Consider the following 12,301-nt stretch of genomic DNA (forward strand, 5'->3'; position numbering starts at 1 on the left):
GCTCCCGGCGATGCAGATCCGGCTGACCGTCGTAGACCCGCTGGGCCCGCCCTCCCCCGCGCGGGGCCACGTGGTCGTCACCGCCCCCGCCGGCACGGCCCTGGCGGCGGTGGCCGCCGCACTGGTCTCCGCGGTGTCCGGCGGTGACGGGGGATCCGGCTCCTCCTCCTCGGGATCGGGCGCCCCGGTGCTGTACACCGGTGACCAGCGGCTGGACGTCCAGCGCTGCACCCTCGGCGAGCCTCCGCTGATCGACGGCGCGGTGCTGGCCGTGGGCGCCCCCGGCGCACCCGAACCGCATCCCGAGCTGGACGACGCCCCGACCAGGCTCCATGTCGTCGCCGGTCCCGACGCGGGCGGCGTCCATCTGCTGCACGGCGGCGAGATCCGCATCGGCCGCTCGGCCGACGCCGACGTGCCGCTCGACGACCCGGACGTGTCCCGGCTGCACTGCGCGGTGACGGTCGGCCCGGACGGCAGGGTCTCGGTCGCCGACCTCGGTTCCACGAACGGCACGACCCTGGACGGCCGGCGGGTGGGCCCGCGCCCGGTCGCGCTGGCGCCGGGCGCGCTGCTGCGGATCGGCGAGTCGGCCCTGCGCCTCACCCCGGCCGCCGGACCGGGGGCACGCGCGCGGACGACCCCGGACGGGGAGGGGCACGTACGCGTACCGGGTCCGCGCAGGGGCGACGGCCGTGCCGGCGATGACGGCGGTGACGGCGGCGGCGGCAGCGGGGAACCGGCCGGAACGACGTCGGGGACGGGGACGCTGGGGTCGGGGTATGCGCGGGTACCGGCCGCGCATCCGGCGCAGCCGGGCCGTCCGACGCACCACGGCTACGGTTCCGCGCCCTGGGCCACCTCCCCCGGCGGGTACGGGGCGGGCGCGCCGCTGGTGCCCGGCCAGGGCGGCGCGCCGGGCATCGAGAACCCCGGAACGGACGCCTCCGGTGCCGGTGGGCGCACGGTGCACGTCGCTCCCCGGGGCGAGCTGCCCCGGGTCCCCAAGGGGCGCCGGGTGTCGCAGCCGGTGCCCGCCGACGGCGCCCCGGGCACCGGGCGCCCGGGCGACCCGTACGGCGGGACGGCCCCAGAACCCGCCGCGCCCGCCGCGCCGCCGGCGCCCCCCACCGGGGCCACCCACTCGGGCACCGGCGGCACCGGGCTCGCGCAGCAGCCTTCCGGCGCCCGCAGGCGCGGCGGGCTCTCCGCGTGGGCGCGGCGGCTGGCCGGGGGACGCCAGGGGCCGGAGACCGCCGGGGCGGACGGGCCCGGCGGGGAGGCGGCCGGCGCCGTCCCGCCCGAACGGGCCGTGGCCGCGCCGGGCCCGCCCGAGACCTGGCCCGACCCCGCCGCCCTGCTGCTGACCGCGCTGGGCCCCGGCCCCCGGCTCTGGGAGCGCGGGCCCGGCCATCCGGAGACCCTCGCGATACGCCTCGGCACGGCCGACCGGGCGGTGCCGGGCGGCTCGGGCCTGCTGCCCGCCGTACCGATGACCTCGGGACTGCGCGAGGTGGGCTCGCTGGGCCTGGCCGGCCCGCGCGAGCGGCTCACCGGGCTGGCCCGCGTGGTGCTGGCCCAGCTCGCCGCGCTGCACTCCCCCGACGTGCTGGAGATCGTCCTGGTCGCCGCGGACCGCTCCCGCTCCCTGGAGGAGCGGACCGCCGACTGGGCCTGGCTGGGCTGGCTGCCGCACGTCCGCCCGGGACACGGCCAGGACTGCCGGCTGCTCCTCGCCCACGACCGCGAACAGGCCGCGGCCCGCACCGGGGAACTGCTGCGCCGCCTGGCGGACCACGACCATGCGGCACGGACCTCGCCCACCCGGCCGGCCCCGCCCGCCGGACCGGCCCCCGCCGCCCCGCTCATCCCGGAGCAGCCCCGGCCCGCCGACGCCGACCGGAGCGGGCACCGGCCCCCGCACCCCTCCCCGGCCGTGGGCGACGGCGTCGGCCCGGCGGACGGCTTCACGGGGCCGTACACCGTGGTCGTCGTGGACGGCGACCCCGGGGACGCCGAGGCGCGCGACGCGCTGGTGCGGCTGGCCGTGGAGGGGCCGCGGGCCGGGATCCACCTGGTGTGTCTCGCCGAGACGTCCGCCGCCTCCGCCGCGTCCCCGGTCACCCGGACGTACGAGGCGGCCTGCGCGGTGACCCCGGCGTTCCGGGAGTGCGGCGCCGTCGCCCTGCTCAGCGGGGACGTGGCGACCACCCTGCGGCTGCTGCGGGTGGCCGGCACCGGCGCCGGTACGGGGACGGCGCCGGCACGGGGCCCGGTCGGTCACGGCACGGTCGCCACGGTCGACGCGGTCTCCCCGGCGTGGGCCGAACGCTTCGCGCGGGCGCTGGCGCCGCTGCGCCCGGAGGGCGTGCCCGGCGCGGTGCACACGCGCGTGTCGGCGCCGCTGCCCCCGTCGGCGCGGCTGCTGGACGAGCTGGGGCTGGCCCGTGCCACCCCGGCCTCGCTGATGGCCCGCTGGGCGGACGCGGCCGACGACAGGGAGAGCGTCGGCGGCCGGGTGTCCGCGGTGCTGGGCGCCGGTCCGCGCGGCCCGGTCCCCGCCGACCTCGCGGCCGAGGGGCCGCACCTGCTGGTGGAGGGGCCGTCCGGCAGCGGCCGTACCGAACTGCTCCGGGCCGTCGTCGCCTCCCTGGCCGCGGCCGAACGACCGGACCGGCTGGCCGTCGTCCTGGTGGACGGCCGCGCCGCGTCCGGCGGCGGGCCGGGCGACGGACTGCGGATGTGTACGGACGTACCGCACGTCACCACCCATCTCAGCGCCAACGACCCGGTGCGGATGCGGGAGTTCGCCCAGTCGCTGAGTGCCGAGCTGAAGCGGCGTGCCGAACTGCTCGGCCGGTCGGACTTCGTGGAGTGGCACACCGGGCGCGAGCTGTCGGACCGCATGGTCGCCCAGCGCACGACCGCGCCCCGCGGTCAGGCGGCCGGCGGCGGTGAGCACTCCGGGGACCTGGACGCCCCGCCCAGTTCGACACTGCGGCTGCGGCCCGGGGCCGCGCGGCGCAGGGCGGAGGCCCCGCCGCCGTTGCCCCGGCTGGTGGTGGTCGTGGACGACCTGGACGCACTGGTGTCCCCCGCGCTCGGCTCGCCGGGGCGGCCCGCCGCCGGTTCGGTGCTGCGGGCGCTGGAGGCGGTCGCGCGGGAGGGGGAGCGGCTGGGCGTGCACCTGGTGGCCGCCACCGGCCCCTGCGCCCGTACGGCGGAGAGCGAGCCGGTGCGGCGGGCGACCCTGCGCGTGACGCTCGACCCGCCCGCGCCGGGTGTCCGCGGGGACGCCTCCCCGTTCGAGCAGGGCCGGGGCAGTGACGGGGAACCGGCGCCGGGCCGCGGGCAGTTGGCCCACCCGGACGGCACGGTGACCGTGTTCCAGGGCGGCCGGGTGACCGGTCGCATCCCGCGCACGGCGACGCTGCGGCCCACGGTCGTGCCGCTGGAGTGGCACCGCATGGGCGATCCGCCGGCCCGCCGCCCGGTCCGGGAACTCGGGAACGGCCCGACCGACCTCGCGCTGCTCGCCAGCGCGTTGGAACGCGCGGCCCGCCAGGTCTCGGCCACCGAGGTGCCGTCCCTGCTCTGACCTGACTCCGCGTCACCCGATCGCGCGTCACCGGCTTTCGCGTCACCCGACCCCGCGTCGCCCGACCGCCCCGCAGCCGTTCCCGGGTCACCCGACCGCGCCTCGCCCGCTTTCGCGTCACCCGCCACGCGGCACGGACACGCCCCGCCCCGGCATGCGCCGTCCCGGCGTGCCCCGATCCGGCGCCCCACGGCCCCGGAGAGTCACGACGCGGTCACGATCCCGGACTTGACGCGGGAGGCGGTCTTGCCGCCCCGTCCTCCCGGGCGTACACAGAGCCCACGGGACAGCGCTCGACGTTCGACGAGGTACGAAGAACGGGGCAGTGATGCGCAGGACGAGCAGAATCATCCGCATACGCAGGTCGCCCGGCACACCCACGAAAACGCCGACTCCCCGCACCGGCAGGGCGGCGAGAACATCCGCCGCCGTCGTCGCGGGTGTCCTCGCGGTCTCGCTCACCGCGTGCGGAGGGGGCGACGACAACGGCAGCGACGACGGCCCGGACGGCACCCCGGACGAGACCGCGGCCACCGTCACGCTCCCCCGGCTGGACGGTGAGAGCCTCGAGGTCGCCGCCGTGTGGACCGGCACCGAACAGGCCAACTTCAAGAAGGTCCTGGCGGAGTTCGAGAAGCGCACCGGCGCGAAGGTGACCTTCGTGCCCGCCCAGGACCCCATCGTCAACTTCCTCGGGTCGAAGATCGCGGGCGGCGCCCCGCCCGACGTGGCGCTGCTGCCGCAGCCGGGCGCCATCAAGCAGGCCGTGGAGAAGGGCTGGGCCAAGCCGCTGGGCGCCGAGGCGCGGGCGGAGCTCGCCGAGAACTACTCGCGGGGCTGGCAGGACATCGGCACGGTCGACGGCAAGCCGTACGGCGTCTACTACAAGGCCGCCAACAAGTCGCTGATCTGGTACAACACCAAGGTCTTCGAGAACGCGGGCGCGAGCGAGCCCAAGACGTGGGACGAACTGCTCACCGCGGCGCAGACGGTCTACGACTCCGGCGTCACCCCGTTCTCGATCGGCGGCGCCGACGGCTGGACGCTGACCGACTGGTTCGAGAACGTCTACCTCTCCCAGGCGGGCCCGGAGAAGTACGACCGGCTCGCCGCGCACGAGATCAAGTGGACGGATCCCTCCGTGAAGGAGGCGCTGACCACCCTGGCGGAGATCTGGGGCAAGCCGGACTACGTGGCGGGCGGCCCGAGCGGCGCGCTGCAGACCGAGTTCCCGGCCTCCGTGACGCAGACGTTCACCGGCGGTGACCAGCCCAAGGCCGGCATGGTCTACGAGGGCGACTTCGTGCAGGTCAACATCGGTGAGACCAAGGCGAAGGTCGGCACGGACGCGAAGGTGTTCCCGTTCCCCGCGGTCGGTGACGGCCCGCCCGTGGTGTCCGGCGGCGACGCGGCCGTGATCCTGAAGGACTCCGAGGCGTCGCAGGCCCTGGCGACCTTCCTCGCCTCCCCGGACGCGGCCGTCGTCCAGGCGAAGCTGGGCGGCTACCTCTCGCCGAACAGGAACGTGCCGAACTCGGCGTATCCGAACGCGGTGCAGCAGAAGATGGCCAAAGCGCTCATCGACGCCGGGGACGACTTCCGCTTCGACATGTCCGACCAGGCTCCGCAGGCGTTCGGCGGCACACCCGGCAAGGGCGAGTGGAAGGCGCTGCAGGACTTCCTGAAGAACCCGAAGGACATCGCGGGGACGCAGGCGAAGCTGGAGGCCGACGCGGCCGCGGCGTACGGGGACTGATCCGGCGATGACCTCGGACACGGCGGCGGGGGTCCCCGAGACCCCTGCCGCCCCCACGTCGCGCAGGAGCGTCACCGGCACCCGCAGGACCGTCGCGGCGCTGTTCCTGCTGCCCGCGCTGCTGCTGCTCGGTGCGCTCGTGGTCTACCCGATCGGGTACTCCGTCATCCGCAGCTTCTACGACCAGTCCGGCGACGGCTTCGCCGGACTCGACAACTACCGGGCCCTGTTCACCGACGACGGCATCCGCACCGCCCTGAAGAACAACGTCATCTGGGTGGTGTTCGCGCCGACGGTCGCCACCGCGCTCGGTCTGGTCTTCGCGGTGCTGACCGAACGGATCCGCTGGGGCACGGCGTTCAAGCTGGTCGTCTTCATGCCGATGGCGATCTCGATGCTGGCGGCGGGCATCATCTTCCGCCTGGTGTACGACCAGGACCCGGACAAGGGCGTCGCGAACGCGGTGTGGGTGGGGGTGCACGACACCTTCGCCGAGTCGTCGGCGTACCCGAAGGCGCACCCGGGCCGCGAGTCGCCGCTGGAGGCGGCCGGCGGGGGCGCCTTCGTCACCAAGGGGACGGTGCGCGTCGGCGACACCGTCACGCTGCCGCTGGTCGGTGTCGCCCCCGACCTGATCCCGGACGACGCCGAGCGGGCGGCCGTGCCGGAGCCGGAGCCGGACCGGATCACCGGCACGACCTGGCAGGACTTCACCCGCGGCAAGGGCGTCGGCACGCTGAACGGCGTCGACGCCGACGAGCTGGGCTACCCCGGCATGAGGATCGAGGCGGTCCGGGACGGCACGGTGGTGGAGACGGCCACGGCGGCGGCCGACGGCACGTTCTCCCTGTCGGCCAAGGCGGACGGGGCACACCTCCGGCTTCCGGCGGGCAACTTCAAGGAGCCGTACAACGGCCTGGACTGGCTGGGCCCGGCGTTGGTCACGCCCGCCGTCATCGGCTCGTACATCTGGATGTGGGCGGGCTTCGCGATGGTGCTGATCGCGGCCGGACTCGCGGGCATGCCGAGGGAGTTGCTGGAGGCCGCGCGGGTCGACGGAGCCAACGAGTGGCAGGTGTTCAGACGGGTCACGGTGCCCCTGCTGGCGCCGGTGCTCGCGGTCGTCACCGTCACCCTGATGATCAACGTGCTGAAGGTGTTCGACCTGGTCTTCATCATCGCCCCCGGCTCCTCCCAGGACGACGCCGACGTCCTCGCGCTGGAGCTGTACCGCAAGGGCTTCTCCGAGGACCAGCCGGGCGTCGCCAGCGCGATCGCGGTGTTCCTGCTGCTCCTGGTGATCCCGGTGATGTGGTTCAACGTGCGGCGGCTGAGGCGGGAGGTCAGGCGATGAGCTCACGTCCGCCCGAGACGCGGCGGCCGGCCGGGACACGGCGGCCGGTCAAGTCGCGTCCGCCGAACTCCCGTTCACTCGCCTCCCGGATCGCCGACCGGGTCGGCGGGGGGCTGGTCCAGGCGTTCCTGATCGTCGTCGGGATGTTCTGGCTGGTCCCGACGATCGGGTTGCTGCTGGCCAGTCTGCGCACCCCCGAGGACATGGCCTCCGACGGCTGGTGGACGGTGTTCACCGAGCCCTCGCAGCTCACCTTCGGCGCCTACGAGGCCCTGTTGGAGAACGGCGACATCACCGGCTCCCTGCTGAACACGGCGTACATCACCGTCCCGGCGACGGTGCTGGTGGTGGTGATCGGTTCGCTCGCCGGATACGCCTTCGCCTGGATGGAGTTCCCGGGCCGGGACTGGTGGTTCCTCGGTGTGGTGGGGCTGCTGGTGGTGCCGGTGCAGGTGGCGCTGATCCCGATCGCCGAACTCTTCGGCAGCCTCGGCGTCTTCGGCTCGCTGGCCGGGGTGGTGCTGTTCCACGTCGGCTTCGGTCTGCCGTTCGCGGTGTTCCTGCTGCGGAACTTCTTCGCGGAGATCCCGAAGGAGCTGCTGGAGGCGGCCCGGCTGGACGGCGCGGGTGAACTGCGCCTGTTCGCCCGGGTGGTGATGCCGCTGGCCGGGCCGGCCATCGCCTCGCTGGGCATCTTCCAGTTCCTGTGGGTGTGGAACGACATGCTGGTCGCGCTGATCTTCACGGACTCCGGGAACCAGCCGATCACGGTCGCCCTGCAGACACAGGTACGGCAGTTCGGCAACAACATCGACGTGCTGGCGCCGGGCGCGTTCATCTCGATGGTGATCCCGCTGGCCGTGTTCTTCGCCTTCCAGCGGCAGTTCGTCTCCGGTGTGATGGCGGGCGCCGTGAAGTGAGCCGCGCGGAGGCGGAGTCGGATGACGGACCCGGGGCTCGGCACACAGGGCCCCGGGCCCGTTCCTCGATCACTCGGCCGCTCGGCTACTCGGCCGCTCGGCTACTCGGTCACTCGATGACGAGGTCGACCGGGACGTTGCCGCGGGTGGCGTTGGAGTAGGGGCAGACCTGGTGGGCCTGCTCTACCAGCTTGCGTCCGGTCTCCTCGTCCACCGTGTCGGGCAGCTCGACGCGCAGCGTCACGGCGAGCGCGAAGCCCTCGCCCTCCTTGCCGATGCCGACCTCGGCGGTCACCGCGGCCTCACTGACGTCGACCTTCGCCGCCCGGCCGACCAGGCCGAGCGCGCTGCCGAAGCAGGCCGCGTAACCGGCGGCGAACAGCTGCTCCGGGTTGGTGCCCTCGCCGCTGCCGCCCAGCTCCACGGGGGCGCTGAGACCGAGGTCCAGCTTGCCGTCGGAGGTGACGGCGCGGCCCTCGCGGCCGTGGGTGGCGGTGGCGACAGCGGTGTAGAGCGCGTCCATGGGGAACCTTCCCTCTCGAGTCGTGGTCGGGCGACCGGCCGGGCCTCTGTCTCCGAAGACTCCGAGAACTCCAAGAACTCCGAGGGCCCCGACCGTCGCACGACTACAAGTACAGCACACAATTGAATTGCACACAATCAAATGGCCCGAAAGGGCTACCCTGGAGCCATGACACCGACCCCGAGCCTTCCGCCGGCCGCTCCTTTGCCGTCGGCCCCGGACCCGACCGGTGCCCCGCCGCCCGGTTCCGCCGACGACTGGCTCCGCCTCGACCGGCAGATCTGCTTCTCCCTGCACGCCACCTCGCGCGCCTTCAACGGCGTGTACCGGGTGGCCCTCAAGGACCTCGGCCTCACCTATCCCCAGTACCTGGTGATGCTGGCCCTCTGGGAGCACGGCACGCTGCCCGTCAAGAAGCTCGGCGAACACCTGCGGCTCGACTCCGGCACCCTGTCCCCGCTGCTCAAACGGCTGGAGGCGGCCGGTCTGGTGCGCAGGGAGCGCAGCGCGCGCGACGAGCGCTCGGTGGAGGTGCGGCCCACCGAGGAGGGCGCCGCGCTGCGCGAGCGGGCCCGGGACGTCCCGCGCCGGATCGTCGCCGCGACCGGTTTCGAGATCGACGAGATCCAGTCCCTGCGGGCCCGCCTCGACCGGCTCACCGCCGCACTGGACGCGGCGGCGGCGAACGGCGCCTGAGGGCCACCTCGGCGCCGTCGCGGCGAACACAAGGGTACAAAGGGCCACTTAACGGGCAAAAGGTCAGTGACCAGTCACCCGAGCCCCAGGGGAGGCCCATGCACCCCCACCGGACCGCCGCCACCGGCGTCACCGTCGTGGTGATAGGCCACGACGACGCCGCCCATGTGACCGACGCCGTGCGCTCGGCGCTCGCGCAGGGACCGGCCGTGCGCGAGGTCGTGGCCGTCGACGACTGCTCGACGGACGGCAGCGCGGGCCTGCTCGCCCGGCTGGCCGGGACCGAAACCCGCCTCCGGCTGATCCGGCACCGCGCCAACAGCGGCGGCTGCGGCTCCCCGCGCAACACCGGACTCGACGCGGCGGCCTCGCCGTACGTGATGTTCCTGGACAGCGACGACGTCCTCCCGCCCGGTGCCGTGGACGCGCTCCTCGGCGCGGCGGGGGCGGCGGACGCGGACGTCACCGGCGGGCTGTGCGTGCGCCGCGAGCTGCCGTCGGGGCGCGAGGTGCCCTGGCAGCCCGGCCTGTACGCGGCGCCCCGGGTGCTCCCGCACCCTGCCCGGCGTCCCCGCCTGGTGCACGACACCCTCTGCGTCAACAAGCTCTACGCGACGGCGTTCCTGCGCGCGCACGGCATCCGTTTCCCCGAGGGGCGCTTCCCCTACGAGGACTTCGTCTTCACCGCGCGCCTGTGGGCCGCCGCCCCGCGCATCGCCCTGGTCCCGGACCGGGTCTACGTCTGGCAGGTGCGCCGGTCCGCCCGGCGGCTGTCGATCTCGCTGGACCGCGCGGGCCTCGACAACTGGCGGGACCGCACCCGCGCGTGCCGCACGGCGTACGAGATCCTGCTGGCCGCCGGGCAGAAGGAGCTGGCGCGGGCGGCGCGGGCCAAGTTCCTCGACCACGAGCTGCGCATGTACGTGCGGGAGCTGCGGCTGCACGACGCGGACCACCGGCGTGCGTGGTGGGCGCACACGCGGACGTTCCTCGCCGAGTACGACGCGGCCGACTGGGCCCGCGACCCGGTCGCGCCCGGCCGGCTGATCGGGCGGGTCCTGCTGGCCTCCCCCGAGCCGCGCGACCTGCCCCGCCTCCAGGAACTGGCGGGCCGCCCGGCGCGGCTGTGCCCGCCCTACCCCCGCACGGCGGACGGCACGCCCTGCTGGTCCGCCGACCTGCCCGGGATCACCCTGGAACCCCTGTCGGCCCGTCCCGTGACCCGACTGCCGCTCGCCGTCGACGCGGAGCTGCGCCCCCGCACCCGTACCGCCCGCCTGCACCTGGACCTGCGCCTTCACCTGCACGAGCTGTACGGCCTGCTGGAGCGGGCGCACCCCTCGGAGCTGGAGATCGAGTGGCGGCACCGGGACGGCGGCGGCAGGAGGACGTGCACGGTGCCGCTGCGGGCGGCGGCCGGGGGCGGCTGGTCCGCCGAGACGACCGTCCGGCCGGCCCGGCTGGCCGCGCTCGGCGCCGGCGCCTGGGACCTGCGCCTGCGGGTGCGCTTCGGTGACGGCTCGAGCCGCGAGGTCACCGCGCACGCGTGTGCGGGCCCCGGTCTGCTGCGCCGCCGCGCGGTGCCGAGCGCCCGGCACGGCGTGGTGCTGGTCCGGCCGTACGCCACCCACTCGGGCTCACTGGCCCTGCGGGTCGCGCTCGGCGCACGCGGCGCCGTCTCGGTCGTCCGCGGGAGACTGCGGCGCCTGCTTCATTAGGATCCGGGGGACGGCGGGAACCACACCCGCCGCGGGCCAACGACGAGGGGACGTCCGCACATGACATGGTTGATCACCGGCGGCGCCGGCTACATCGGGGCGCACGTCGTACGGGCGATGACCGAGGCGGGCGAGCGGACGGTGGTCTACGACGACCTGTCCACCGGCGTCTGCGACCGGGTGCCGGACGGAGTGCCGCTGGTGGTCGGCTCGACCCTGGACGGCGAGCGGGTGGCCCGCGCCCTCGCCGACCACGAGGTCACCGGCGTCGTCCACCTCGCGGCGAAGAAGCAGGTCGCCGAGTCGGTGGAACTTCCCCTGCTCTACTACCGGGAGAACGTCGAGGGCCTGCGCGTCCTGCTGGAGGCGGTGACGGCGGCCGGCGCCGTGTCGTCCTTCGTCTTCTCGTCCTCGGCCGCGGTGTACGGCATGCCGGAGACCGCCGCCGAGCTGGTGACCGAGGACACCCCCTGCGCGCCGATGTCCCCGTACGGGGAGACGAAGCTGGCCGGCGAGTGGCTGGTCCGCGCGGCGGGCCGGGCCACCGGCCTGTCCACGGCCTCCCTGCGCTACTTCAACGTGGCGGGCGCCGCGAGCCCGGACCTCGCCGACACGGGCGTCTCCAACCTCGTCCCCATGGTCTTCGAGAAGCTCACCGCGCAGGCGTCCCCGCGCATCTTCGGCGACGACTACCCGACCCCGGACGGCACCTGTGTCCGCGACTACATCCACGTGGTCGACCTCGCCGAGGCCCACGTGGCCGCGGCCCGCGCCCTGCGCGCCGCCCCCGGCCGGGACCTCACCCTCAACATCGGCCGCGGCGAGGGCGTCTCCGTCCGGGGCATGATCGACCGCATCAACGCCCTCACCGGCCACGACCTGCCGCCCGCGGTCGCCCCCCGCCGACCCGGGGACCCGGCGAGCGTCGTCGCCTCCGCCGACCGCGCCGCCACCGAACTCGGCTGGAAGGCCCGCCACACCGTCGACGACATGATCACCTCAGCCTGGCGGGGCTGGCTCCGCCTCCACCCGCCGGCGTGACCGCTCCCGCTCACAGCGCCTTGAGGGCCGCCGTCGTGGCGCGGGCGAGGGCGGGCAGGTAGTTCTTCGGGAGTTTCGGGTTGCGGATGACCACCGAGCGCCAGTACAGGGGGCCGGAGATCAGGTCGAGGGCCAGGGCGTGGTCGACGTCGGGGCGGACCTCGCCCCGCTCCTGCGCCGCCGTGACGACGCCCCGGGCGACCCCGTCCTGGCCCTCCCGCAGCGCCTTCTGGAGTGCCTCGGCGATGTCGGGGTTGCGGGCGGCCTCGGCCTGGAGGTCGGGGAGGATCTGCGAGGCGACCGGGTGGCGCAGGGCGCGTGAGGTGACCTCGTACAGCAGCCGCAGGTCGCCCTCCAGGGAGCCGGTGTCCGGCGCGGGCAGCCCCTGCACGGCGATGGCGGAGACCAGGTCGAGGACCAGGTGCAGTTTGGAGCGCCAGCGGCGGTACACCGCGGTCTTGCCGACGCCCGCGCGGCGCGCGATCCCCTCGATGGACATCCGCGCGTAGCCGACGGCCGCGAGTTCCTCGAAGACGGCCGCCCGGATGGCCTCCGTCACGTCCTCCCGCAGGACGGCGGCCCCGGCGGGGGCCCTGCGGCGCGGACGCGGCTGGGGCTCGTCGGCGTTGGTCGTCATGCGGCCCAGCATAGGGCGTGACGACGATACGGACCCGTTCTGACGCCAGGACGTACAC

9 protein-coding genes are annotated in these 12,301 nt (G+C 74.9%); 7 read left to right on the plus strand and 2 right to left on the minus strand.

Features of this window, described 5'->3' with window-relative positions; genetic code table 11:
* Positions 1-10 precede the first annotated feature (10 nt).
* From ACWEQO_RS26215 to ACWEQO_RS26230, 4 genes are all read left to right on the plus strand, one after another.
* On the plus strand, positions 11-3,598 hold the full coding sequence (locus ACWEQO_RS26215) for an FHA domain-containing protein (RefSeq protein WP_452985476.1): 3,588 nt from the start codon (positions 11-13) through the stop codon (positions 3,596-3,598).
* 328 nt (positions 3,599-3,926) lie between these two features.
* On the plus strand, positions 3,927-5,354 hold the full coding sequence (locus ACWEQO_RS26220) for an ABC transporter substrate-binding protein (RefSeq protein ID WP_452985456.1): 1,428 nt from the start codon (positions 3,927-3,929) through the stop codon (positions 5,352-5,354).
* Positions 5,355-5,361: 7 nt separating this feature from the next.
* A complete protein-coding gene (locus tag ACWEQO_RS26225) occupies positions 5,362-6,708 on the plus strand; it encodes a carbohydrate ABC transporter permease (RefSeq protein WP_452985457.1) in 1,347 nt (448 codons plus the stop codon).
* Positions 6,705-7,628 carry a carbohydrate ABC transporter permease gene (locus ACWEQO_RS26230; protein WP_452985458.1) on the plus strand — a complete coding sequence of 308 codons (924 nt, stop codon included), beginning with the start codon at positions 6,705-6,707 and terminating at the stop codon, positions 7,626-7,628. The genes ACWEQO_RS26225 and ACWEQO_RS26230 overlap by 4 nt, the downstream gene beginning before the upstream one ends.
* A 109-nt stretch (positions 7,629-7,737) precedes the next feature.
* Here ACWEQO_RS26230 and ACWEQO_RS26235 read toward each other — a convergent pair whose 3' ends face one another.
* On the minus strand, positions 7,738-8,151 hold the full coding sequence (locus ACWEQO_RS26235; protein WP_279335654.1) for an organic hydroperoxide resistance protein: 414 nt from the start codon (positions 8,149-8,151) through the stop codon (positions 7,738-7,740).
* 168 nt (positions 8,152-8,319) lie between these two features.
* On the opposite strand from ACWEQO_RS26235, the gene ACWEQO_RS26240 reads away from it, so the two are divergent.
* The 3 genes from ACWEQO_RS26240 (at position 8,320) to galE (ending at position 11,606) form a co-directional block, all read left to right on the plus strand.
* Positions 8,320-8,847, plus strand: a complete 528-nt coding sequence (locus ACWEQO_RS26240; RefSeq protein ID WP_361448785.1) for a MarR family winged helix-turn-helix transcriptional regulator — start codon at positions 8,320-8,322, stop codon at positions 8,845-8,847.
* 98 nt (positions 8,848-8,945) lie between these two features.
* On the plus strand, positions 8,946-10,565 hold the full coding sequence (locus tag ACWEQO_RS26245; protein ID WP_452985459.1) for a glycosyltransferase family 2 protein: 1,620 nt from the start codon (positions 8,946-8,948) through the stop codon (positions 10,563-10,565).
* Positions 10,566-10,625: 60 nt separating this feature from the next.
* On the plus strand, positions 10,626-11,606 hold the full coding sequence (galE, locus tag ACWEQO_RS26250; RefSeq protein ID WP_361448779.1) for a UDP-glucose 4-epimerase GalE: 981 nt from the start codon (positions 10,626-10,628) through the stop codon (positions 11,604-11,606).
* 10 nt (positions 11,607-11,616) lie between these two features.
* Here galE and ACWEQO_RS26255 read toward each other — a convergent pair whose 3' ends face one another.
* A complete protein-coding gene (locus ACWEQO_RS26255) occupies positions 11,617-12,243 on the minus strand; it encodes a TetR/AcrR family transcriptional regulator (RefSeq protein WP_452985460.1) in 627 nt (208 codons plus the stop codon).
* Between the last annotated feature and the right edge of the window lie 58 nt (positions 12,244-12,301).

The sequence above is a fragment of the Streptomyces sp. NPDC004051 genome (assembly GCF_053604275.1).

Excerpts from the sequence above, each read along its gene's own strand:
- ACWEQO_RS26215 (WP_452985476.1), top strand. The coding sequence starts at position 11 with ATGCAGATCCGGCTGACCGTCGTAGACCCGCTGGGCCCGCCCTCCCCC.
- ACWEQO_RS26255 (WP_452985460.1), bottom strand. The coding sequence starts at position 12,243 with ATGACGACCAACGCCGACGAGCCCCAGCCGCGTCCGCGCCGCAGGGCC.
- galE (WP_361448779.1), top strand. The coding sequence starts at position 10,626 with ATGACATGGTTGATCACCGGCGGCGCCGGCTACATCGGGGCGCACGTC.
- ACWEQO_RS26220 (WP_452985456.1), top strand. The coding sequence starts at position 3,927 with ATGCGCAGGACGAGCAGAATCATCCGCATACGCAGGTCGCCCGGCACA.
- ACWEQO_RS26225 (WP_452985457.1), top strand. The coding sequence starts at position 5,362 with ATGACCTCGGACACGGCGGCGGGGGTCCCCGAGACCCCTGCCGCCCCC.
- ACWEQO_RS26240 (WP_361448785.1), top strand. The coding sequence starts at position 8,320 with ATGACACCGACCCCGAGCCTTCCGCCGGCCGCTCCTTTGCCGTCGGCC.
- ACWEQO_RS26235 (WP_279335654.1), bottom strand. The coding sequence starts at position 8,151 with ATGGACGCGCTCTACACCGCTGTCGCCACCGCCACCCACGGCCGCGAG.
- ACWEQO_RS26245 (WP_452985459.1), top strand. The coding sequence starts at position 8,946 with ATGCACCCCCACCGGACCGCCGCCACCGGCGTCACCGTCGTGGTGATA.
- ACWEQO_RS26230 (WP_452985458.1), top strand. The coding sequence starts at position 6,705 with ATGAGCTCACGTCCGCCCGAGACGCGGCGGCCGGCCGGGACACGGCGG.